The 22,448-nt window shown below is 59.7% G+C and carries 13 protein-coding genes and 5 pseudogenes; 14 read left to right on the forward strand and 4 right to left on the reverse strand.

Annotated features, from left to right (window positions below; translation table 11 throughout):
- From CIT31_RS33210 to CIT31_RS33220, 3 genes are all read left to right on the forward strand, one after another.
- Positions 1-406, forward strand: a 406-nt coding sequence (locus tag CIT31_RS33210) for an FAD-binding oxidoreductase (RefSeq protein ID WP_133116256.1), incomplete at its 5' end; no start/stop codon positions are given.
- Between the two features lie 246 nt (positions 407-652).
- Positions 653-2,320 (forward strand): CocE/NonD family hydrolase, encoded by a 1,668-nt coding sequence (locus tag CIT31_RS33215; RefSeq protein WP_245316552.1) that lies wholly within the window; start codon positions 653-655, stop codon positions 2,318-2,320.
- Between the two features lie 282 nt (positions 2,321-2,602).
- Complete coding sequence (locus CIT31_RS33220; RefSeq protein ID WP_095522028.1) at positions 2,603-4,432, forward strand: CocE/NonD family hydrolase; 1,830 nt, start codon at positions 2,603-2,605, stop codon at positions 4,430-4,432.
- Between the two features lie 883 nt (positions 4,433-5,315).
- Here the strand turns inward: CIT31_RS33220 and CIT31_RS36255 are convergent.
- Positions 5,316-6,496, reverse strand: a pseudogene (locus CIT31_RS36255) (IS110 family RNA-guided transposase).
- 196 nt (positions 6,497-6,692) lie between these two features.
- Between CIT31_RS36255 and CIT31_RS33235 the strand changes: the two are divergent.
- Positions 6,693-7,759: pseudogene (locus CIT31_RS33235) on the forward strand (IS110 family RNA-guided transposase).
- 215 nt (positions 7,760-7,974) lie between these two features.
- On the opposite strand, the gene CIT31_RS36260 reads toward CIT31_RS33235, so the two are convergent.
- Complete coding sequence (locus tag CIT31_RS36260; RefSeq protein WP_348629342.1) at positions 7,975-8,190, reverse strand: transposase domain-containing protein; 216 nt, start codon at positions 8,188-8,190, stop codon at positions 7,975-7,977.
- Positions 8,178-8,780 (reverse strand): annotated as a pseudogene (locus tag CIT31_RS33240) (IS66 family transposase). The gene CIT31_RS36260 and the pseudogene CIT31_RS33240 overlap by 13 nt, the downstream one beginning before the upstream one ends.
- On the opposite strand from CIT31_RS33240, the pseudogene CIT31_RS33245 reads away from it, so the two are divergent.
- The 3 genes and pseudogenes from CIT31_RS33245 to CIT31_RS33260 form a co-directional block, all read left to right on the forward strand.
- Positions 8,715-8,968: pseudogene (locus tag CIT31_RS33245) on the forward strand (IS66 family transposase); the annotation flags it as partial. The pseudogenes CIT31_RS33240 and CIT31_RS33245 sit on opposite strands and share 66 nt — an antisense overlap.
- A gap of 606 nt (positions 8,969-9,574) precedes the next feature.
- Complete coding sequence (locus CIT31_RS33250) at positions 9,575-10,048, forward strand: Lrp/AsnC family transcriptional regulator (RefSeq protein WP_095522030.1); 474 nt, start codon at positions 9,575-9,577, stop codon at positions 10,046-10,048.
- Positions 10,049-11,568: 1,520 nt separating this feature from the next.
- Positions 11,569-12,705: a serine hydrolase domain-containing protein gene (locus CIT31_RS33260; protein WP_095522031.1), complete on the forward strand. Its 1,137-nt coding sequence runs from the start codon at positions 11,569-11,571 to the stop codon at positions 12,703-12,705.
- A gap of 1,042 nt (positions 12,706-13,747) precedes the next feature.
- On the opposite strand, the gene CIT31_RS35625 is transcribed toward CIT31_RS33260, so the two are convergent.
- A complete protein-coding gene (locus tag CIT31_RS35625) occupies positions 13,748-13,903 on the reverse strand; it encodes a hypothetical protein (protein WP_236379303.1) in 156 nt (51 codons plus the stop codon).
- A 66-nt stretch (positions 13,904-13,969) separates the two neighbouring features.
- On the opposite strand from CIT31_RS35625, the gene CIT31_RS33265 reads away from it, so the two are divergent.
- The 7 genes and pseudogenes from CIT31_RS33265 to CIT31_RS33295 all read left to right on the forward strand — a co-directional run.
- Positions 13,970-15,451, forward strand: coding sequence for an ABC transporter substrate-binding protein (locus tag CIT31_RS33265; protein WP_236379301.1), 1,482 nt, complete (start codon positions 13,970-13,972; stop codon positions 15,449-15,451).
- A gap of 70 nt (positions 15,452-15,521) precedes the next feature.
- Entirely contained in the window at positions 15,522-16,475 is a 954-nt protein-coding gene (locus tag CIT31_RS33270; protein ID WP_095522033.1) for an ABC transporter permease, read from the forward strand.
- Positions 16,472-17,350, forward strand: coding sequence for an ABC transporter permease (locus CIT31_RS33275; protein ID WP_095522034.1), 879 nt, complete (start codon positions 16,472-16,474; stop codon positions 17,348-17,350). Before CIT31_RS33270 ends, CIT31_RS33275 begins: the two co-directional genes overlap by 4 nt.
- The gene (locus CIT31_RS33280) at positions 17,343-19,424 is read left to right on the forward strand and encodes an ABC transporter ATP-binding protein (protein ID WP_236379299.1); all 2,082 of its coding nucleotides are present in this window, start codon (positions 17,343-17,345) and stop codon (positions 19,422-19,424) included. Before CIT31_RS33275 ends, CIT31_RS33280 begins: the two co-directional genes overlap by 8 nt.
- 138 nt (positions 19,425-19,562) lie before the next feature.
- Positions 19,563-19,688 (forward strand): annotated as a pseudogene (locus tag CIT31_RS35630) (IS5/IS1182 family transposase); the annotation flags it as partial.
- Positions 19,689-19,852: 164 nt separating this feature from the next.
- Entirely contained in the window at positions 19,853-21,082 is a 1,230-nt protein-coding gene (locus tag CIT31_RS33290; RefSeq protein WP_280950427.1) for a pyridoxal phosphate-dependent decarboxylase family protein, read from the forward strand.
- A 308-nt stretch (positions 21,083-21,390) separates the two neighbouring features.
- On the forward strand, positions 21,391-22,448 hold a 1,058-nt coding region (locus tag CIT31_RS33295), incomplete at its 3' end, for an aldehyde dehydrogenase family protein (protein WP_095522036.1).

A 22,448-nucleotide genomic window follows, 5' to 3' on the forward strand; every position in this document is an offset into this window, starting at 1 on the left:
CGCCATGCCGTTCAAGGTGCCGACTGCGCCAGAGCAGGTGAAGATCGATCCCTACGGCCCGGAGAGCCCGGACTTCATCGTCGGCGACGACTTTGCCCACATGTGGGTATCGGCGCTGGCTTTCTGCCAGAAGCGCTTCGAGGGCACCATGCCGAAATACAAGAAGGAGCCGTCCGGCGGCATCGGCAGCTTCACGGCGGATTCCTTTCCGGTGTTCGACCGGTTCTGCGAGAACGTCTACGTGATCGCCGACAGCAATCACGGCTACAAGATGATCGGCGTCGGCAAGCTGGTGGCCGACGACATCTGCGGTAACGAGAGCGACCTGCTACGGCCGTTCCGCTTCTCGCGCTTCGCCGAAGGCAAGCTGCATCCGACCTCGCATTCGCCATTCCCCTGGAGCTGACCTGGCAGTCGCAGTCAGAGTTGGGACGAGATCGGGTGAACCCAATGAAGGCATTGCGCCTGAACTCTGTTGCTTGACCGGAGGAACTGACTCGTGAAAGGACCGAACGAACCTCGTGAAACTCAGTTCGAGAGATGCTCGAGAACGGGCCTCGCTCTTGAGCAGACCCAAGACTCGATTTTCCACCTTGATCTCCATAGGACTGCCGCGGGGCGAGAAAAGCCCGGTCCACTGGAATCGGCGTATGTGACCATTCCGCGCGACGGCGTGAGGCTTGCTCTGGATATCGTCCGTCCCATGGGCGACGATGCCAACACCAAGCGGGACACCGTTCTGGTGATGACGCGCTACTGGCGTGGCCAGAAGGCAGACCTCCCTCCCGGTGATGTCGACCAGCTCCTGCTGCACAAGAACTTTTCGAGCCTCTTTGTGCCGCATGGTTATGCCGTGGTCGTCGGAGACGTTCGCGGCACCGGTGCATCTTTCGGGGTTTCGCTGTATTCCCGCTCGCGCGACGAGACACTGGACTTCTCGGACGTGCTCGACTGGATCGTTGCACAGCCTTGGTCCACGGGCCGTGTCGTCGGCTATGGCTTGTCTTATACCGCCAACACAGCGGAATGGATGGCGGAACGCAACCATCCGGCGCTGAAGGGCATCATACCGATGGCTGCGTCCTACGATCCCTATGAAGAAGTTTACTTTCCCGGTGGAGTGTCCACCGCCTACGGAACGGCATGGGCTGACATGGTCAGAAACTTGGACCGCAATTTGCCCTCGCCGGGCGTTCGTCCCGTCGGGCCTAGCGGCGAGGCCGACCTCGCCGCGGCCCTACGAGATCACCAGCCGGGACGATCCCTATCGGAGGGCCTTCGGCAAGTGACGTTCAAGGATGATCGCCTCGCGATTTGGGGCGGAGCGTCCATGCTTGATTGGAGCAACAGGGAAGCCGCGGATCGGGTCTCTCGCTCGGGCACCCCATACCAAAACTGGGCGAGCTGGTTCGACCTTGGGATGGCGCAAGGAGCCGTTTGCCGCTTCCTGCTCCAGTCAAATCCAATGAACGTGATCATCGGTCCGTGGAACCACAGCGGCAGCGGCGCCTACGATCCGCTCCAGGCAGATGGCGAGCCGATCCTGCCCACGCTCTCAACGCAACACGCGAATAACCTCCGCTTTGCGGACTTGTGTTTTTCTGGCCGGGCTGCCCGCGAGCAAGGGAAGGTCCTCCACTACTACACCCTAGGAGAGGGTTGGAAATCGACCGCTGTTTGGCCAATCCCGGCCACCCGCCAACGCTGGTACATTTCAAGTGGCTCCCGACTTACAGCATCGCCTGGTGATAGCGGCTTAGACTCGCTTCAGGTCAACCCCGCGGCGCAGGAGGACGACAACTCGATGCGGTGGGACACCGATCGCCTGGGATTTGGAGATCGGCGAAAGTTCCTCGATGGTCGCCTCGCCTATACGAGCGAGCCGTTGACGCGCGACCTCGAGATCACCGGACATCCCGTGGTCTACCTGAACGTCACCTCGACCCGCGAGGACTGCGCCTTTTTTGTCTATCTCGAAGCCGTAAAGCCGGACGGGGAATCCCATCTCCTCACGGAAGGTCAGTTGCGGGCGCTGCACCGGAAGGTGTGGACCGACTCGCCGCTCAGCGGGCTTGGACCCCAGCATAGCTATTCGAAACGCGACGCCGAACCGCTCATTCCGGGCGAGCCCGCCATTCTGACCTTCACCATGTTCCCGATCTCCGCCCGTCTCCCGTCGGGTTACCGCCTGAGGGTGTGCCTTGCTGGCAGCGACAAGCCGAATTTTGCCAATGTGCCCGCCGACGGCGCGCCCCCGTTGCTCAAATTTCATCGGGGCGCGGCCGGTTGTTACATCGACCTGCCGATCATCAAGAGGTGAGGGAAAAGCCAATCAGCCCGTTACGAACAACTAACGGGGGCCGATAACAGCCAATCAGGCCTTGGTGCATGGGAGAAGGTCTTCCCGGATTCCTACGCTCACGGCCACTATGGTCGCCAGGACGTGAGCACCCAGACCGAGGAGAGCTGTGGGTCTCAGACTTACAAAACGATTCTGCAATTTGGCATCGGGACCACTGACATTTGGCCGCCGAGCCAGAATATTTACGGGTAAAATCCCAATGAGGGCATTGTGCCATTCGCGCTCGACCGGAGCAAATTGATGAGTGAATCGAAGGAATGTGCCGCAACTCAGCTCGATAGCTGCTCGGAAACGGGCATCGATTGTGGGCAGACGCAAGACTCCATCTTTCGCCTAGATCTCTATGGCACCGCTGCGGGGCGATCCAAGCTCGGTCCGCTGGAATCGTTGTACGTGACCATGCGTGACGGCGTAAGGCTTGCGTTGGATATCGTCCGCCCCATGGGCGACGAAGCCAACACAAAGCGCGACACCATTTTGGTGATGACGCGCTACTGGCGCGGCATCAAGGGAGACCCGCCCCACCGCGAGGCCGGCCGGTTTGTGCCGCATGGCTATGCCGTGGTCGTAGGTGATGTTCGCGGCACTGGTGCATCTTTCGGCGTGTGGCCTTATCCCTGCTGGCGTGAGGAGACACTGGACTTCACGGAGGTGCTTGACTGGATCGTTGCACAGCCCTGGTCCACGGGTCGTGTCGTCGGCTATGGCTCGTCTTATACCGCCAACACCGCGGAATGGATGGCGGAGCGGAACCATCCGGCGATGAAAGGCATCATACCGCGGTTTGCTTCCTACGATCCCTATGAATATGTCTGGCTTCCAAGTGGAATCCCCGCCGTCTCCGGCGCGCGACTCTGGGGCAGCCTCAGCAAGAACCTGGACCTAAATATGCTCGTCAGCGGGGATGGCGAGCGCCGACCGTCGCCCGGCGTTCGTCCCGTCGGGCCGGGCGGCGACGCGGACCTTGCGGCGGCCCTGCGCGATCATGAGTCCGTGCCACCCGTCTGGGAGGGTCTCGAGCAGGTGACGTTCAAGGACGATCGCCTCGCGGCCTGGGGCGAAGCGTCCATGCTCGACTGGAGCGTCATGGAAGCAGCGGATCGGGTCTCTCGCTCAGGCGCCCCAATCCAAAACTGGGCGAGCTGGTTCGACGCTGGCACAGCGCAGGGAGCCGTTCGCCGTTTCGTGGGGCAGTCAAATCCGATGAACGTGATCATCGGTCCGTGGAACCACGGCGGCGATTCTCCTTGGGATCCCCTCCGCGCTGATGGGGAAGCGATCCCTCCAACGCCGCCGACCCAGGACGCAAATGACGTCCGCTTCGCGGATTTGTGCTTCAACGGTCATGCCGCCCGCGAGCAAGGGAAGATCCTCCATTACTACACTCTTGGGGAGGGTTGGAAATCGACCCGCGTGTGGCCGCTCCCGGCTACCCGCCAACGGTGGTACATGGCAAGTGGTTCCCGGCTGAGTTCGTCGCCCGACGAATCGGGGTTCGACTCGTTCCAGGTCGATCCTGCGCTGGGAGAGGTTCCCTCAAACCGGTGGGCCACCAGTACTGGCGGCGCGGGAAAGGTCGATTACGGAGATCGGCGGCAGCTTGACGGGGTGCGCCTCGGCTACACCAGCGATCCGTTGAACAGCGAACTCGAGATCACCGGACATCCTGTCGTGCACCTGAACATCACCTCGACCCGCGAGGACGGCGCCTTTTTCGTCTATCTCGAAGCCGTCAAGCCGGATGGCGTATCCTGTTATCTCACGGAGGGCCAGTTGCGCGCCCTGCACCGGAAGGTGTGGACCGACTCACCGTTCAGCGCGCTTGGACCCCAGCATAGCTATTTGAAACGCGACGCCGAACCGCTCATTCCGGGCGAGCCCGCCATCCTGACCTTCTCGTTGCATCCCATCTCCGCCCGCCTCCCGGCGGGATACCGTCTGAGGGTGTGTCTTGCTGGCAGCGACAAGACCACATTTGCCAATGTTCCCGCCGACGGCGCGCCGCCGTTGCTCAAATTTCATCGTGGCGCGGTCGGTTGTTACATCGACTTGCCGATCATCGCGAGTTGAGTAATCTTCAGGCTCTTGGCGCCGAGCGGGATGAGCTATCTTGCCGCGAAGCCGCTGACAGACAGACGATGTCCGCGAAACCGCCCAACTAGGATCGTCTTGCCTCCCGATGACGTGCTATCGCGTTCGGCGTTCTCTCCACGACTCCCGTATTGTCGAGGGCGCGCTACACGCATGTTGGCGACCCACGTCATCCGGGCGACGGCGCCCGCTCGATCGCCTGACCCTGGACGTCACGCCGCCCGGCTGAGGTCGGTCGCGGGTCGTGCGCGAGCCCGCTCCCCACACAGCTCGCTCCCGCCAAGACTCGCAGATGTCCTGCGCCACCACGCCGAGGGTTACATCCCGCAGCATGACCGCCGTCTGGGTCTCTGGGCCAGGCTGAGCGTCGTGTTATGAGCGCGATCATGGCGTGGCGGACGGCCGCTATCGGCGGCCGTGTCGAGACTTGCACGGCGTATCGGGCCTCGCATCGGCTACAACGCTACAACTCCTTGTATGGGGATTTTTCTGTCAAGTTCTTGGTGTGGCTCTCAGCAATCTTTTCCTTGAGTTTCTCGACAGCCGGCGCCTGGGCCAAAAGCGGGGCGGTCGACCGCGAGAGCGAGGCGGGCGTGAACCCGGATCGGGAACAGGTGAGCAATTCGAGGGGAGCCTGCCTTGGGGCGCAAAGCATCGCGCCGCGACCTTGTATTCGGTCGGATCCGCAGGGGATCCCGACCATGAAGCAGTAAATGGCTTCGGCAGCAAGGCTCCGAGGCGGCGGGCCCATTCTGCCGACGGCATTGGAGCCATGGAGTTGTTCGGGTCACCGCCACCTCGAATCGCTACGCTTCGACTCGTCGCGACAGTCGATCCGCCGCGCGACGACCATGTCGCGTATTCAGATTGTCTGCCGCAGCGCGACGCCCGCCGGGATTTCGCCGATGGTGACCATGCGCCAAAGCGCGATGAGCAGCTTGCGGGCGAGTGCGACGATCATTGTTGTCTTGCGCGCACCCTTCGGGCCACCAGTCCGCGATCGGTACCATTGCGCAAGCGCGCTGTCGCTCTGGAATCGCAAGAACCGCCAGGCAAGTTGGATCAGCCCGCGACGCGCGCGGGCATTGCCAGCCTTGGCCAATCCTCTCTCTCGTCGTCTCTTGCCACTCTCGTCGGGCGAACCCGTGAGGCCAACGTAACGGGCCACGGCTCGCCGGTCTCGAAGGTTTCGGGACAACACCTCCTGAACCAACATGTCTGCCTGAACCAACATGTCTGCAGTTTCCATTCCCACGCCGACGACGCGGGCCAACAGGCGCACCATAGCGTGTGGCCCTGCCGCAGGCGCTTTTTCCAGCCGCTCGATGCGGGCCATTTCGATCGCATTGATCTGTTCGCGCACCACAGCGAGCCGATCCATGTCACGTCGGATCTCGTCCAGCGTGTTAGGTGGAATCGGCACACCCTCCGGTGTGCGTAACGCGGCGAGCCGTTGCGGCGCCTTGCGCAACGCCGGTTTGAACCCGCGGATGCCGAGCCGGGCCAAGTTCGCCTTCATTCGGTTGATGATCCGTGTGCGCTCGCCGACCAGACCTTCCCGTTCACGGCTCGGACGCTTGGCGTCCTCTTGCTCGAGCGTTGGGATAGCGACCATCCGGCAGTGTCCGCGCTCGCCACGCAGCCATCCCACCAACACCGCATAAGCATCGCCGTATCCAGTCGATCGGTCTTCGCTCGACGATGCTCGCGTGACACGGCGACACTCGTCGAATGGACGACATGCACTGCGATGTCGCGAGCCTGCAGCCACCGCGCCAGCCAAAAGCCGTCCCGTCCCGCCTCAAAGGCGAGGGCAATCTTTCCAATCGTCTTGCCTGCCTTCATTGCCTCCAACCGCCAGCGCTCCAGCAGCCGCAGCAGCGCGACCGGATCCGGCTCCTGCTTCTTTACGGGTTGGCGCTCAATTCCGGGAATCAACCCAGCTACCAGCCAGCTGGCCTCGCTCAGTTCAACGACTACCGTCAGAGTGGTATTTTGATCAAAGGGAGCAAGGGAACGGCTCAGGTCACTTACTTGGCTCATGGGGCATATCCATCCGTTTCATTGAACAACGGAGGCACCATTTCACGCCCACGCCGCTCTCCCCATAGCTTCTGCCGCCATCGTAGCCGCGTAAGACCGTATGTCCGCCTCTGCCGGTGAGGTGGCTCGCCCTACACTGCGCGTCCGAGGGTTGCTCGGGCGGGCCGAGCCGATCCTCATCACAGGAGGACGAGCCGTGGCAGATTATAGGGAAGCATTTGTCGAAATTGATGTTGCCAAGCTGAGGAACGCCATCGCGATTGCGGATGCGGGCCGGGTGGGAGAAGTTCGCTTCTTTGGCGAAGTCGAGGCGTCGGCCGCGAGCATGCGCGTGGTCATTCATCGGATCGCCGGGCAGGTTTGATTGTGTGCTCTGCTACGAGGCCGGCCCGACCGGCTATGGTATCGCCTGATCCGATCGCTCGGGCACGGATGCGATCGGGTGAAGACGAACCGTCGAGACGCCGTTTCTCTCGCCCGACTGCTACGCGGGGGCGAATTGACTGGAGGAGTGTGGGTGTCCGACGAAAGCCACGAGGCCCTGCGAGATCTTGTTCGCGCTCGGGCTGCAGCGGTCGAGACGCTTCGTGCTCACCGCCAGCAAGTGAGCGCCTTCATGTTCAAGCATGGTCGGCTCTATCCCCGCAATACGAGTGGGATGATGCGCTACCTGCGCTGGCTGCAAGAGCAGCGTTTCGATCATCCCGCACATCAGATTGCGCTCCAGGAGATGGTCGAAGCGGTGGGCGTCTCGAAAGAACGGGTCGAGCTCCTGGAGCGCACGATCGGGGAATTCATTCCCGCCTGGTCTCTGGCGCCTCTTGTGCAGGCGCTGCAAGCATTGCGTGGAGTAAATCCGATTATCGCCGTGACGTTCGCCAGCGAGGTCGGCGACGTGGGCCGCTTCGAGAGCCCTCGTCAGCTCATGGGCTATGTCGGCCTCGTGCCGAGCGAGCGATCGACCGGAGAGACGATCAGGCGCGGCGGCATCAACAAGGGGGGAAAGGGCCGCGTCCGGCACATGCTGGTCGAGAGTGCCTGGACCTATCGGCATCCACCGAAGGTCGGAAAGATGAAGCTATACCAGTTGGAGCGGCACCGCCACGCGTGCGTGAGATAGCATGGAAGGCCCAGGTCCGACCGACGACCCGCTACCGAAAGCTGGCCGCGCGCGGCAGACGGACGACGGTGATCTGCACCGCGATTGCCCGTGAACTGGCCGGCTTGATGTGGGCTGTCACGGCGGAGGCGCGCGCGGCCTGATCCCGTCGCCGTAGCGGCGGTACATCCTCGCCCATGGGCGGAGCCGGGACCACGGCAGGGGAATGTCCGTCAGACAGTTTGTAACCGGCAAAGGCCGACGCCCGAATTAAGATAGGAACAGCCCCAGACGCATAATCGAGAATGCGGTAACCAACCCGCGCATCAGAGCTTGATCACCGACGTCTTTCAGTTCCGCCTCCATCCATGCGCGACCATCAGAATGAACAGCCGATCTCGCGACCGGCCGCACTTCTACGGTCTAAACCCTTGACTGCGGACATCAGGAGCTCGGGAGCCGGGATGTAGGCCCACGGCAGGAGATCGTCGATCTGGCTGTTTGGGTGACCGTTGACGATCCTGGTCAGCACGTCGGCGAGGTAGCCGAGCGGCTCGACGTCGTTCAGCTTGCAGGATTCGATCAGAGAGGCGATGACGGCCCAATGCTCGGCTCCGCCGTAGGAGCCGCGAAGAGCGCGTTCTTTCGGTTAAGCGCAATCGGGCGGATCGATCGCTCGACGACATTGCTGTCGATCTCGATGCGACCATCGTCAAGGAAGCGCGTGAGCCTTTCCCAACGGGGAAGCGTGAGCGGATGGCGTCGGCGAGCTTAATCTTCTGGCTGATCGGACCGAGCTTCTCGCGCAGCCACGGCTCGAGAGTTCGGCGACGATCGGCGGGCTCTCATCCTGGCGCATGGCACGGCGCTGCTCGGCCGATCGTCCACAGATGTCGTCCTGATTCTGTAGAGTTCCGCGATCCGTTGGAGCGCCTCGCTGGCGATCGACGCTGGACCGGCCCCAGCGAGGTCGTAGAAGCGCCGGCGCACATCCGCCCAGCAGAAGGCGAGCACGACGCCGCTCTTGTCGGCCCGCACACGATAGCCGCCATAGCCGTAGACCGGCAGGATTCCGCTGAAACCGGCAAAATGGGCTATCGGGTCGCTCGCTGTTGACACCGGGCTGTCCGCCAGAACTTGTCCTGCCCGCTGGTGGACGAGTTCTTCACTTGGCTGACAGCTCACGCCCCGCGCGTCTCGCGCAAGTCCGACCTCGGCGAGGCTATGGCCTGTATGCTGAACAGCCAGGCCGCCTTTCGGCTGTTCCTGGACGACGGTCGCCTCTACATCGACCCAACCTCGTCAAAAACGCGATCACAAGTCCAGCCATGAACCGCCGCAATGCTCTCTTTGCCGGCCGTGACGAAGGCGGCCTCAAGGAAATGCTGGTTGTCGAGAGCGGTTGATCAGGGCGGATATATGCTCGACGAGATCGTCCAGACGCGCCCAATTCATTGGAACATTTCGTGTCGATCTTCTCCGCAGTCCGAAACCTCTCGTCTCATCGCAGACCAGCCGCTTTGCAGCACAAATTCGAACCCATCGACGCCAGGCGATGGACACGTGGGAAGCCGTGAGTGCACGACCTACCTGAAAAGCGCGGTGTGGGTCTTACGCGGCCGCATTTCAAACAACGTGACAACGCCGTCGAATGCTGCTTCACTCTCGGCTGTCCAGTCGGGCATGGCGGGGCGCTTCCATGATCACCAGGCAGCACCCTAACAAATCCGCGACCAGCGCGAATCCCACGCAGCCGCGACTTTCTGACTCAGTAAGACAATAGAGGACAATGGAAACATCAAAGCTGATGTTCAGGCCGCGACAGATAGTGCGTTATCTCATTTTTTCGTGAGCCCACAGTTGCAGGGGCTGTTGCATTCGGCAAATGTGGCAGGGTGGCGACGCATTGCCGCGGCATCCTCTGCCGGCACATAGCCAGCACTGTGGAAGGAACGTTCAGGTAGGTTAGAGTAAGTGATATGAACAAGCTAGACCGCATGGATTACCGGATTCTTGATGTGCTCCAAGAAAACGGCCGGCTTCCAATTAAGATCCTGGCCGACAGGGTCGGCATTTCCGTGTCGCCGTGTTGGCAGAGGGTCAAAAAGCTCGAAAAAGACGGAATCATACGTCGTTACATCGCAGAGATAGCGATTGAAAAGTTGCAAAGTATCCAGATTGTTTTAGCTAAGGTGGTCCTATCGAGGCAAAATCGCGATGCATTAAATTTCTTTGAACGCCATATGTGTGTTATTCCCGAAGTTATGGAATGTTACGAAGTAATGGGTCAATTTGACTACCACATCAAATTTATTGTTTCCTCCATTGACCACTATACTGAGATCGCAGAGAGATTTCTAACTCCTGAATTTGGTGTTGAAAGGTATTTCAGCGACGTAGTGAGTCGGGTTGCCAAAGAGGATCGGGCTGTCCATTTTCACAGTGGGGTATAATCAATGTGCTGTAGTTTCGACCAATTAGTCTTTGATGGGAACGATAGAGGTAAACCTGCAGAAGCCAAGAGTGTTGGAATGGTCGATGGATCCGGAGATCATTAACGGGCGTTGTCACGTTGTTTGAAATGCGGCCGCGAGAGGCCGATACCGCGCTTCTCAGGCAGGCCGTGCACTCATGGCTTCCCACGTGGTCATCGCCTGGCGTCGATGACCGGCCGCATCCAAACATGTCGGACACACGGAAGCACCTGAACCTGCGCACCACGCCTTTAGAAAAAAACTTCAAGCATCCGACAGGGCGTCCACACACGGGATATTGTGCAGCCGTACTGAACAGCGACCGCATGTGAGGTTGATCGTGCTCGAAGACGGTTGGATGCAACCGGACCCAGACATTGGATGCCGATAGAGTCCTGGAGTTCTGCTCATACGTTTGCTGAATTTGATCCTTGACCACAAGAAGCCATGTGAGGCCAAGTACCAGCGCAAGCAAAGCAGATCAGGCGTTGCTTGAACATAGCGCCCTCCGAAAATGGTCGGAGGTTTCTGCCACAACGCCGGTAATCAAAACGTTGCAACACATCCCTAAACTTCCATATGGTCGCGGCTGTGTCCGAACGACTTGAAGGTGCACTGCGGCAATTTCGGCGACGCTGTTCTGACGAGAAGGCGCGGGCGGTGGCTGAGACGTTGCAACCGGGCGTTTCGGCGATTCGCGATGTCCAAGCGCGGCACGCGTCACCAGCGATCTGCTCGCCTCTGACCGGCTAGTAGCCGTCGTGTGGGGCTCGAAAGTATGGAGCGTTTTTAGCCATCAGCCACGGCTAACAGCGCGCTGAGCCGCTTGGCTCTCATAAAATTATTTTTCGACTCTTTGTTTCTCTTCAGTAGGAGTTTTCTCAAACTGGGCATAAATCAGCAACACTTCCATAACCTGCGATGTTAACGTCAGCCTTAAGGAGTTTTGGCGGGCGACGAGCTATGATGGAGACGGGGGTAGCTCTTGAGGAACCAGGGTATTCGCAAGGTGCATCCTGGAAGCGATCAGCGTTTTCAAATGGCAACGAGGTGCTGCCGAGAAAAGGCATGAGCCGTACTGACGTCGAAAATGCGCTCCTCCAAAGGCGTGCGGTAGATAACGATTCACGTGCAACCTTGTGGGATCGGTGGGCGGCCGAAATGAGACTGAGCGAACACGTAGAGTGCGATGCCACGGTTTTGGCCTCGCTCGTGAGCGCGGGCGAAGTGACGCCCACGGAATTGACGCAGCTAGCCCGCGAGGGCACGACCAGGTCAATCCGCGTATGAACGTCGTGATCGAGTTCTATGAAGATGCTGACGCTGTCGCGGGCGCGGACACTGGCCTCTTTCTGCGGCCTACTTGGGCAACTTTGGCATCGTCATCAGCTTTGAGTATGCAATCGATCGAATTGGCCTTGGCGCACTTGTTGGTGAGCTTCGCACTGCGCACTCCTCCTAAGTCTTATTAACAACCGGAACTTGTAAAGGCCAACCGCATGACTGTCCCGTCGATCCCCAATCCTGACTTGATCACCCTGTTCGACAACACGGCGCGCTGGAATCTGCCCGACCACCGCCGCCACGGCTTCCATAATATCCACACAACGATGCTCTATTCGATGTCGCTGCGCGCCCCCCGCGTCCTGCCACTCAGGAAGGAGATCGACTGGACTATTGGCGAGCGTCCCGGCGTCGCACGTTTCCTCGGCATGCCGCATTTTTCGGCCTTCGTCGTGGTCCGCGACGATCGCGTCCTCTACGAAGCCTATGCGCCGGACTTCGGGCCCGAGAAGCCGCACGCCATCATGTCTATCACCAAGACGACGCTCAACCTCATGCTCGGTCGCGCGGTGGCCGACGGCCTCGTCGATCTCGACGAGCGAGTAGGCGCCTATCTGCCGGAGATCGGTACAGGCTACGCTGAGGCGACCGTCAAGGCGGTCGCAGACATGAACGTCGTCAACGACTTCAGCGAGGACTACAGCGACCCCTACACTTCGTCCTTCGACATGGACGTCGCCGGTGGCTGGCGCCTGCCGGCGGAGGGTCAAAAGGACGAGACGGCTCGCTCCTTCCTCTGCGGCGTTACCGGAGACGATCTCGTGAATCGCAGCGGCGAGGCGCTCTACAAGTCGGCCAACAGCGACGTCATTGGCTGGATCATTGAGCGGGCCAGTGGCCGGCCGCTGCGCGACTGGCTGATCGAGATCGTCGAGGCGGCTGGCATCGAGGGATGCTTCCATATGACCTGCGACCGAGAAGGTGTACCGGCTGTCTCCGGTGGCGCCTGTCTCACCGCCCGCGATCTCGCACGCTATGGACTGCTCTTTGCGCGTAAGGGCGAGGGTATCGACGGCCGCCGCGTCGGCGATGCCGCCTTCATCGAAGAGACCCGCCGCAATCCCGGCCCTTCCCTGGCAAAGCCGTTAGACTGGTTTCATTATAGCCGTCAAACGTACACCGACGGCACGTGGTTCGGACATAGTGGTTATGGTGGGCAGTATATGCTCGCGAACCCTGACACGGGCACCGTCGTTGTCTACCTCGGTGTCCTCGAGAACAAAGCCGCCAGCGACCCCGAATTTGGCGCTGCTTTGATGAAGATGACAGCGGATCTTGTTGCGGAAAAATGAGCTGGTCGCCGGCAACCGGAAATTCGACGTTGCTCCGGTTGCGCTAGACGCCTTGCCGTCTTCACCGGGCTCGGTGAAGGCTGCTCACGGCTATTCCGCCAAGGCGGCCTGAGCAGGGCTGGCGTCGGAGCGCTGCTCGTCACGGTGTCAGAACGTGCGACTGCCCATAGTGATGGGCGACGTTCTCATCACTAAAACACGATCATGAGCGTTACCCCGGTTCCCCACCCTCCCAGGGCAGGTTGGCTGTCGTCGAACGAGCTTCCGCGACAGCCTCTTTTTTGGCGAAGTTGCAATTCGCGCAGTCACGATCTCGTGCCCGCACATTGCAAAGTGTCGATCTTCTCCGCAGTCCGAAACCTCTCTGGAGTGCACAGAGAATACGGTAATCGATGCTACCAAACTTGCTCATCTCGTCATCTTTAGTTGACGGTCGCGCCTTAGGCAACTCGATGGTGGTGCCGACGCATTAACCTAATCGTAGACACCGCACGTCTTGCAAATAACGTCGAGGGTCAACTCATAGGGCCGGAGGGCCGGGTCCTGGAGGTAGCCCCGTTTGACCGGACAGGCAGCGAGTTCCATTAAGCACCAGTGGCTTTCGCCCTGAACTCGCATGGCGAGAGGAAGCGCAAGCCGGAGTGCGGATGGATTTCGAAATGGTCGAGAATCCGTGGGTGTTGGAGCGCACGCGATGACGACCCCGTCATGTCGTTGTCTGCGTATGGCTCACGCGCTCTGCTATCCTGCAGGAATGGGCAAAGTCGAGCTCAGAAAATCTTTTCGTTTTGGAGGCAAACTTCAGCAACCCCTACTTTGCCCCTGATGCTAAAGTCCAAAAAAGTCGGAGGGTGATGCTGTCAATGCGGTCGCAGCTTTATTCAAGCATCGGATTTCCGGCTCGGGGCAAATTACAGTCTTTCTCGTGGTTAGCCCTTCCGCCGCCCAGCAACAGACAGACCGGGTGAGACCGTGTGCTAGCACTCCGGTCGACAGCTCTCGTTGACGGCCGGGTGAGGGAGAATCGTACGAATCTCGTCGATCATTCGCCAGCAAAAGAAAATAGGGGAAGGGGTAACCCATGAATAAGAACTATCGCATTCTCGATCTCATCCGGCGCAATCGTTCGCCGCATGAAAATCACCTCATCGATGGCCTGGTCGACGGCCGGGTCAGCCGTCGCGACTTCATCCGCCATGGCAGCCTGCTCGGTGTTTCGCTGCCGCTACTAGGCCGCATAACTGCCGTCGCGGGTTTCGGCGGCTTGCCTTCGCTCGCTCGCGCCCAAGGTACGCCCGGCGCCACCATTCGCGTCGCCTGCATCGCACCGACGGCGACAATCGATCCGGTGACCACTAGTGACTTTACTGGTTTTGTTTTGTTGCAGCAGGCCGGAGAATACCTCTGCGTTGGCGGTCCAGACCTTGTACTGCAACCGGTTTTAGCTGAAAGTTGGAAGTCCAACGACCTAGGCACGGTGTGGACGTTCAAGCTGCGCAAAGGCGTCAAGTTCCACAGTGGAGGCGAGATGAAGGCCGACGACGTGGCCGCAAGCATCGACCGCCTCGCGGATCCGGCGAGTTCTTCCAATGCGCTGTCGGTGTTCAAGGGAATCCTGCAGAAGGGTGCCACCAGGAAAGTCGACGATTACACGGTCGAATTTCACCTCGACACGCCGAACGGCAACTTCCCCTACATGCTGTCGTCGGACAACTACAATGCCATCATTCTGCCTGCCAGCTACAAGGGCGACTACGAGAAGAGCTTCGACGGCACTGGACCATTCAAGTTGGAGAAATACACACCAAAGGTCGGCGCATCCTTCGTCCGAAACGAAAACTATTGGGGGTTGATGGCGCTGCCCGAGCGCACCGAATTCACCTTCTTCAATGATGAGCAGTCGCAGATCCTGGCATTACAGGGCGGTCAGGTCGATATGATGAACGCGGTATCGCCTCTAGCCGGCATTGTCCTGCTTAACGATCCGAACTTTAATATCATAAGTGCGAAGACGTCCGCGCATAACCAGTTTCACATGCGCTGTGATTCCGACGCGTTCAAGGATCCGCGCGTACGTCGCGCCATTGCGCTCTGCCTCGATCGCGACAAGCTGGTCGCCGGCCTACATAAGGGCCGAGCTTCACTAGGCAACGACAGCCCATTTGCTCCAATCTACCCCTCGACTGATGCAAGCGTGCCGCAACGCAAGCAGGACATCGCACAGGCAAAGCAGCTCATGGAAGCGGCGGGCGCCGGCAAAGGCTTCAAGGTGACGCTGACCACCGAGCGTTATATTGATATCCCCGAATACGCGCAGCTCATCCAGAACTGGGTCAAGGAGATCGGCATCGATCTCGATCTGAACCTCCTCGACCAGGGTCGCTATTATGGTGATGCGGTGTTTGGCAAGTCGAACTGGCTGGATTCGGTGATGGGCATCACGGACTACGCTCACCGCGGCGTGCCGAACGTCTTGCTTGCCGCGCCGCTGAAAAGCGACGGCACCTGGAACGCCGCGCATTTCAAGAACAGGGATTACGACGCGCTCGTGTCCAGCTACATTGCGGCTCTCGATCTCGAGGCGCAGAAGGCCTCGGCCGGCAAGATTCAGAACCTGCTGCTCGAGGAAACACCGGTCATCTTCGGCTATTTCTCCGACCTACTGGTGCCAACCGCGAAAGGTGTGACAGGCGTGCAGCCGACGGCCATGGGGCAACTTTTCCTCGATAAAGCGTCGAAAGCCTGAACCGAAAGCGAAGCCAATCGTGTAACAGCTAGCTCCTCACCGGGGCTGGCCCCACCCGGAGTATAAGGCCATTCTCTCCTTCCTTGTCCGGCGCCTGGCTCTATCACTCGTCACACTGTTCCTTCTCAGCGTCATGGTGTTCCTAGGCGGCCAGGTGCTGCCCGGCAATGTCGGGCGCGCCATATTGGGACCTTTCGCCGACCAGCGCGCGGTCGATACGCTAAATCACACGCTCGGTGTCGATCGCCCGCTGCTCACCCAATATGCGACCTGGGTCTGGAATTTCGTTCAGGGCGACATGGGCACGTCCTATATCTTCCGCTCGCCGGTGGCGCCCTTCGTCATCGACGCGCTCGGCAATTCGATCAAGCTCGCGGCGGTCGCCTTCGTGCTGGTTGTGCCGATCGGCATTCTTAGTGGCGTCGTTGCAGCACTCAATCTCAATCGGCCACTCGATCGCATCATCAGTCTTGGCGGCCTGTCGGTGGCGGTGCTGCCCGAATTCGTCACCGGCATCATCCTAGTCCTGATCTTCGGCGTCTGGCTGCGCTGGCTGCCGATCTCGGCGGCATGGCCGCGCGACTCCGGCTTCTTCACCCAACTCTACTACCTGATCCTGCCTTCGCTGCCGCTGTTCCTGGTGCTGTTCGGCTACATCGCCCGCATGGCGCGCTCAGGCATGATCGAGGCGCTCGATTCCGACTATACGCGAACGGCCGTGCTGAAGGGCCTCCCCTGGCGCACCGTGATCTGGCGCCATGTGCTGCGCAATGCGCTGCTGCCGACCATTACCGTGATCGCCACCCAGACCGGCTATCTCATCGGTGGTCTCGTCGTCATCGAGACGCTGTTCCGCTACCAGGGTATCGGATCGCTGATCGTCACCGCCGCGCGCGGCAAGGATTTCCCGATGCTGGAATCGGGAACCCTGACCATCGGCATTGTCTATGCCGTGGCGACGCTTTCCGTTGACTTTCTCTATTCCGTGCTCAATCCGCGCATCCGGCTGGGGTCAGATCAATGAGCGCCGTCCAGACCACTTCCCCCGCCCCCGACGATACCCGCGAGCGCGGTCCGCTTGCCGAAGTCCTTTTCTCGCTGCTGCGCTCGCGAACCTTCCTTGTCGGTCTTGCCATCGTGCTGTTCTGGATTCCCTGCGCGCTGTTCGGCGAACATTTTGTGCCTTATGATCCGCTCGCCGACGACATCATCAACGCCCTGGCGCCCCCTTCCACCGAACACTGGTTCGGCACCGACCAGATCGGCCGCGATGTCTTCTCGCGCGTCATCGTCGGCTCGCGCGATATCCTCACCGTCGCACCGTTGGCGACCTTGCTGGCGACGGTGACGGGTACCGCACTTGGCCTGCTCACCGGCTATTTCCGCGGCATCGTCGACGATGTCGTCAGCCGCATCCTCGAAGCCTTCATGGCCGTCCCGGGTGTCATCCTGGCGCTGCTCGCCATCGTCGCGCTCGGCACCTCCACGGCCACCGTTGTTGTCCTCATAGGGCTGAGCTTCGCGCCGATCATCGCCCGCACGGTGCGCTCGGCGGTGCTGACCGAGCGCCAACTCGACTATGTCGCCGCCGCCGAGCTTCGGCACGAGCGCGCGCTGTATACGATGTTCGTCGAGATCCTGCCCAATGTCATCCCACCGATCCTGGTGGAGACGACAGTGCGTCTCGGCTACGCCATCTTCGCGGTCGCTACGCTCTCCTTCCTGGGTTTTGGCATCCAGCCGCCCTCACCCGACTGGGGGCTGTCGATCTCCAGCAATTACGGCATGATCAGTGGTGGCTTTTGGTGGACGGTGCTGTTCGATGCCCTGGCCATCGCCTCGCTAGTGATCGGTGTCAACCTGGTGGCCGACGGCGTCCATGGAGCGCTCAATGACTAACTCCGCAAAGGCTGAAAACGCACTCGAACTGCACGATTTGTCCGTTGCCTACCGTGTTGCCGGGCGCAACCGCGCGGTGCTGCGCAATCTCAGCCTCAACATCGGCCAAGGCGAGGCCTACGGGCTGGTCGGCGAATCCGGCTGCGGCAAATCCACTGTGGCGCTCACCGTGGTGCGCTATCTGCCGAGGAACGGCTCGATCACCGGCGGCGCGATCTCGCTGGACGGCAAGGACGTCATGAAGCTGGACGCCGAGGCGCTCAGGCGGGCGCGGGCCGAAAGCGTCTCCATGGTCTACCAGGATCCGGGCAAGGCGCTGAACCCGTCGATCCGCGTTGGCCTGCAACTGACCGAGATTTTCGAGCTCGGCGGCATAACTGGACAGGCGGCGACCGATCGCGCCATCGCCATGCTGAACCGCGTGCGCATCTCCGATCCGCTTAGCGTGATGCAGCGCTATCCGCACCAGCTTTCCGGCGGCATGCAGCAGCGCGTGGCGATCGCCATGGCGCTGGCCAACGACCCGTCGATGCTGATCCTCGACGAGCCGACCACCGGCCTCGACGCGACCGTCGAAGCCGAGGTGCTGGACCTCATCGTACAGCTCAGGCAAGAGCTCTCGACCTCGATCCTGTTCATCAGCCACAACCTCGCGGTCGTCTCCAACATGTGCGACCGGGTCGGCGTGCTCTATGCGGGCATGCTGGTGGAAGAAGGACCGACGGATGTTGTCTTCAACGACCCGCGCCATCCCTATACCGTAGCACTCCTGCGCTGCCTGCCGAGCGGCGGCAAGCGCAAGGGCCAGGGCCGCCTCGATACTATTCCGGGCTTCCTTCCTGGCATTGGTGCCGACATCAAGGGCTGCGCCTTCGCCGACCGCTGTGCGCTCGCCGACGAGCGCTGCCGCACCGAATTGCCGTTGCTCTACGATCTGAGTGACGAGCGCGGAAAGCGCTTGTCGCGTTGCCACTATCACGACAAGGCGCAGGCCCTTCCGCGCGCCACACCCAGCGATGTGGCGCCTGCACCAAAGCCGGCGGCGGCACCTGTGCTGCGCGTCGCGGGATTGAACAAAACCTATGCCAGCCATGGCCATCCCTTGCGTGCTGTCAAGGACGTCTCGCTCGATCTGTGGCCCGGCGAGACGCTGGGGCTGGTCGGCGAGTCCGGCAGTGGCAAGACCACTTTCGCCAGGCTGCTGCTCGGCCTCGTGCCGCCCGATGACGGCGGCACCATCGAGCTCGAGGGCAAGGCGCTGGCGCCGAAGCTGGAGAACCGTGGCGACGATCAGGTCAAGGCGATGCAGATCGTCTTCCAGAACCCGGACTCAGCGCTCAACCGCTCGCATTCGATCCGACACATCCTCGGCCGCGCATTGAAACGGCTGGCCGGCCTCTCCGGCAAGGCGCTGGAGACGCGCCTCGAAGACCTCGTCCGCTCGGTGCGCCTCACCGAACGGCATCTGGCCGTTAAGCCGCGTCAATTGTCAGGTGGGCTGAAGCAGCGCGTTGCCATTGCGCGTGCCTTCGCCGGCGATCCACGCATCGTCGTCTGCGACGAGCCGACCTCGGCACTCGACGTGTCCGTACAGGCGGCGATCCTCAACCTGCTCGTCGACCTGCAATCGAAGGAAGACGTCAGCTACATCTTCATCTCGCATGATCTTGGCGTGGTGTGTTACCTCTCGGACAAGATCGCCGTGCTCTATCTAGGCCGCATCATGGAACTCGGACCGTCGGAAGACGTCTTTTCCGGCCCGCATCATCCCTATACCGAAGCGCTGCTGTCGGCCGTTCCAAAACTCGATCAGACCGAGAAGGCGCGCATTCGTCTCGACGGTGAAATCCCCAGCGCCGCCAACCCGCCATCAGGCTGCGTCTTCCACACACGCTGCCCGCGCAAAATCGGATCGATCTGCGAGGAACAGGTGCCGCCACTGGCCGAGGCCCAGCCCGGTCACACCATCCGCTGTCATATCCCGTATGCCGAACTTGCCAGGCTCCAAAGCTCGACGCCGCCGCAGGAGGTGCCGAGTAGCCAACTCATAGCGTGTCAAAACGGATTTGGATGAAGAAGGCCCAGGTGCCAGCCGCGGACAGCTAGTCTAATAAGCCCGGCCCGATTGTATCGGTTTTACAACGATCGGAGCCCTCTCCGAATTTAGTAGGTTAGATAACGACGCAAACAGGATCCCTCGATCCTGAAATGCCCATGTGAGCGCAACACTGACGCCGAGAAAGCCGACATCAAGGCGGGCAAGGTTCCGGACACATGGACGAAGCTGCGCCAGAAGGACCGCGATGCCCGCTGGACGGTGAAGTTCTCGAAAGCCAAGGCCAATTCCAAGAAGGACTTTTCCGATCGGTGGCAGAAAACAAAAACACTTATTGGACGCGGTTGGCTAGAATTCCTACCATGCAAACACTATTCGAAGAGAAGTTAAACATGCAAGCCGAACAATTTGAAACTTCTATTAGCAATTCGTTCCCAAAGAGTGGAATGACCCGGGACGAGATCGAACAAGAACTAAAGCAGCTGCGTTCACAAGACGCAGATCCGCGCTCGACGTTCCCAGATCGTTGGCTCAACGACCGCGGGCTCCTGCTTGATGATGGCACATTCGAAGTTGCCAAGGCCGCTCACCTTGCCTTTTTTACGAAGGGCAACAACTACCCGACCGTGGTAAAATTTGAACGCGATCTAATACAGATGGCGCTTAGTTTGTTCCACGCTGGAAAGGATGCAACTGGCGCCGTGACCAGCGGCGGTTCCGAGAGCCTCTTTCTCGCTACTGCTGCTGCCCTAGCGAACGCCAAAGAAAGACGGCCTCACATAGCTCGATCCGAAATAATCATTCCGCAGACGGGCTATCCCACATTCGAGAAATACGAGCGATATTTGGGATATACCATTCGTCGCGTTCCAGTGGATGCAAATTTCCGCGCAGACGTCTCGGCAATGTCCGAAGCAGTTAGCGAAAACACAGTCATGATGCTCGCGTCAATGCCATCTTGGTCGCATGGCGTTTGTGACCCAGTTCGAGAATTAGCGGAAATTGCCAGCAAACACGGGATTTGGTTGCATGTGGACGCTTGCGTTGGTGGGTTTTTGGCGCCTTTTGTGCGCGAGCTCGGACGAGACGTTCCCGAATTCGATTTTCGAGTCCCCGGCGTAAGTTCAATTTCGGCTGATTTCCACAAGTATGGCTATAGTGGTAAGGGAGTGTCGGGCGTTTTCTATAGAAATAAGGTAGCCCGCCATCAACCTTTCATCTTCGATACATGGGCAGCTGGACTTTATCGTTCACCGGTTCTTACTGGGACGCGTAACGGGGGTGCAATCGCCTCGGCTTGGGCGGTCATGCGCTATCTGGGCCGGGACGGATACCTCTCCCGCGCGGGTCAAATCCTCAAGCTGAGAGATGCCATATTGTCTTTCGTTGAACGATGCCCTGGCTTGAAAATAGTCGGCGGGGCTGAGCTCAACGTGGTCGGAATAGGGAGCGACTACTCAGACGTATATTCGATTGCGAGCAAGATGAAGGATTATGGCTGGAAGATAAACTTGCTGAAAGAGCCGGGGGCAATACAATTGGTGCTCGGTCCGCTGCGAGATGAGTATATCTCGTTGCTGGTGCATGACCTTGAGAAAGCCGTGGAAGCTGTGCAGTGCGAAGATTTCAGGGCTCCTTCTCCAGCCGTGGTCTATTCCGACGAACTAACGGACTGAAGCGGGGATTAAACTTTTGTTTATACTGATTTATTGTCGATATGGCAAAACCGAAATCACGGTACTTGGAAGGCCGGCCGCCGGTCGTTCGTGGCCGCATCCTCACCGCAGGGTCGGATGGGGAGGCGTCCTCTGAGAGGTGCGGAGAGGGGTCTATTCCGTGACGATCGTTCAGCGGTGCTGGAGATTACTCTTCGTTTCTGCAATCTGCCCATCCATAAAAAATCCAATGTCCAATAGAGCGCTAAGTTCTATCCTAGGTAGATATATACGGCGGCTCTTTGGCTCGCACCGAGACGGAGAAACCAATGTCAATTTCTGAAACAGTTCTAGCAAAGTTGAAAGACAAGTCGTTAGTTACGGATAAAGCTCTTGTAGGGACTCGGTGGGTAGCGGCAGGTTCAAGGCGCCTCACGTTCGAGGTCACCAATCCCTCAACCGGCAAAGTGCTCGCAACCCTTCCAGATCTTGGTGAAGAGGAGGTCAAGTCGGCGATTGAGGCTGCTCATCTTGCCCAAAAGAACTGGGCGAAGAGGACGGGCAAGGAACGCGCCGTAGTCCTGCGAAGGCTTTACGACCTCTTAGTCACGAATGTCGATGATCTTGCCACCATCCTCACTTTGGAAATGGGAAAACCATGGCCGGAGGCGAGGGGAGAGATCCTTTATGGTGCGTCCTACGTCGAGTGGTTCGGTGAGGAAGCAAAGCGAGTTTACGGGGACACCATTCCAGGTCATCAGCTGGACAAGCGCATCATCGTGATCAGGCAGCCCATTGGAGTTGTGGGGGCAATCACGCCGTGGAACTTCCCGAATGCGATGCTTGCCCGGAAGATGGCCCCCGCGATCGCTGCCGGCTGCAGTATAGTATCAAAACCTGCGGCTGAGACACCCCTATCCGCGCTCGCTCTGGCTCTCCTTGCAGAACGCGCCGGTCTGCCACCCGGTCTTTTTTCTGTGCTTACCACGACCGATGCGGTGATGGTCGGTCAGGAATTCTGCGGAAATGAGAAGATCCGAAAGCTCACGTTCACGGGCTCGACCAAGGTCGGAAAATTGCTGATGCGGCAAGGCGCAGAGCAGATCTTAAAGCTTGGCCTCGAACTCGGGGGGAACGCGCCTTTCATCGTCTTCGATGACGCGGATCTCAACGCTGCTGTCGACGGCGCAATGATTTCCAAATACCGTAATGCTGGGCAAACCTGCGTCTGCGCCAATCGCTTCTATATTCAGGAGGGTGTCTATGATTCCTTTGCTGCGAAACTAGCCGAGCGCGTTCGCGATCTGAAGGTCGGCGACGGCTTCACCGAAGGGGTCACTACAGGCCCCCTCATCGACCGGAACGCGTTGAAGAAAGTACTGGAGCA

The organism is Mesorhizobium wenxiniae (genome assembly GCF_002284535.1).
Taxonomy (GTDB): Bacteria; Pseudomonadota; Alphaproteobacteria; order Rhizobiales; family Rhizobiaceae; genus Mesorhizobium; species Mesorhizobium wenxiniae.

What these genes read in the sequence shown, in the direction of transcription:
- CIT31_RS33220 (WP_095522028.1), top strand. Translation starts at nt 2,603, where the DNA reads ATGAGTGAATCGAAGGAATGTGCCGCAACTCAGCTCGATAGCTGCTCG.
- CIT31_RS33250 (WP_095522030.1), top strand. Translation starts at nt 9,575, where the DNA reads ATGAACAAGCTAGACCGCATGGATTACCGGATTCTTGATGTGCTCCAA.
- CIT31_RS33260 (WP_095522031.1), top strand. Translation starts at nt 11,569, where the DNA reads ATGACTGTCCCGTCGATCCCCAATCCTGACTTGATCACCCTGTTCGAC.
- CIT31_RS35625 (WP_236379303.1), bottom strand. Translation starts at nt 13,903, where the DNA reads ATGGCGGATGAAGTCGCGACGGCTGACCCGGCCGTCGACCAGGCCATC.
- CIT31_RS33275 (WP_095522034.1), top strand. Translation starts at nt 16,472, where the DNA reads ATGAGCGCCGTCCAGACCACTTCCCCCGCCCCCGACGATACCCGCGAG.
- CIT31_RS33280 (WP_236379299.1), top strand. Translation starts at nt 17,343, where the DNA reads ATGACTAACTCCGCAAAGGCTGAAAACGCACTCGAACTGCACGATTTG.
- CIT31_RS33290 (WP_280950427.1), top strand. Translation starts at nt 19,853, where the DNA reads ATGACCCGGGACGAGATCGAACAAGAACTAAAGCAGCTGCGTTCACAA.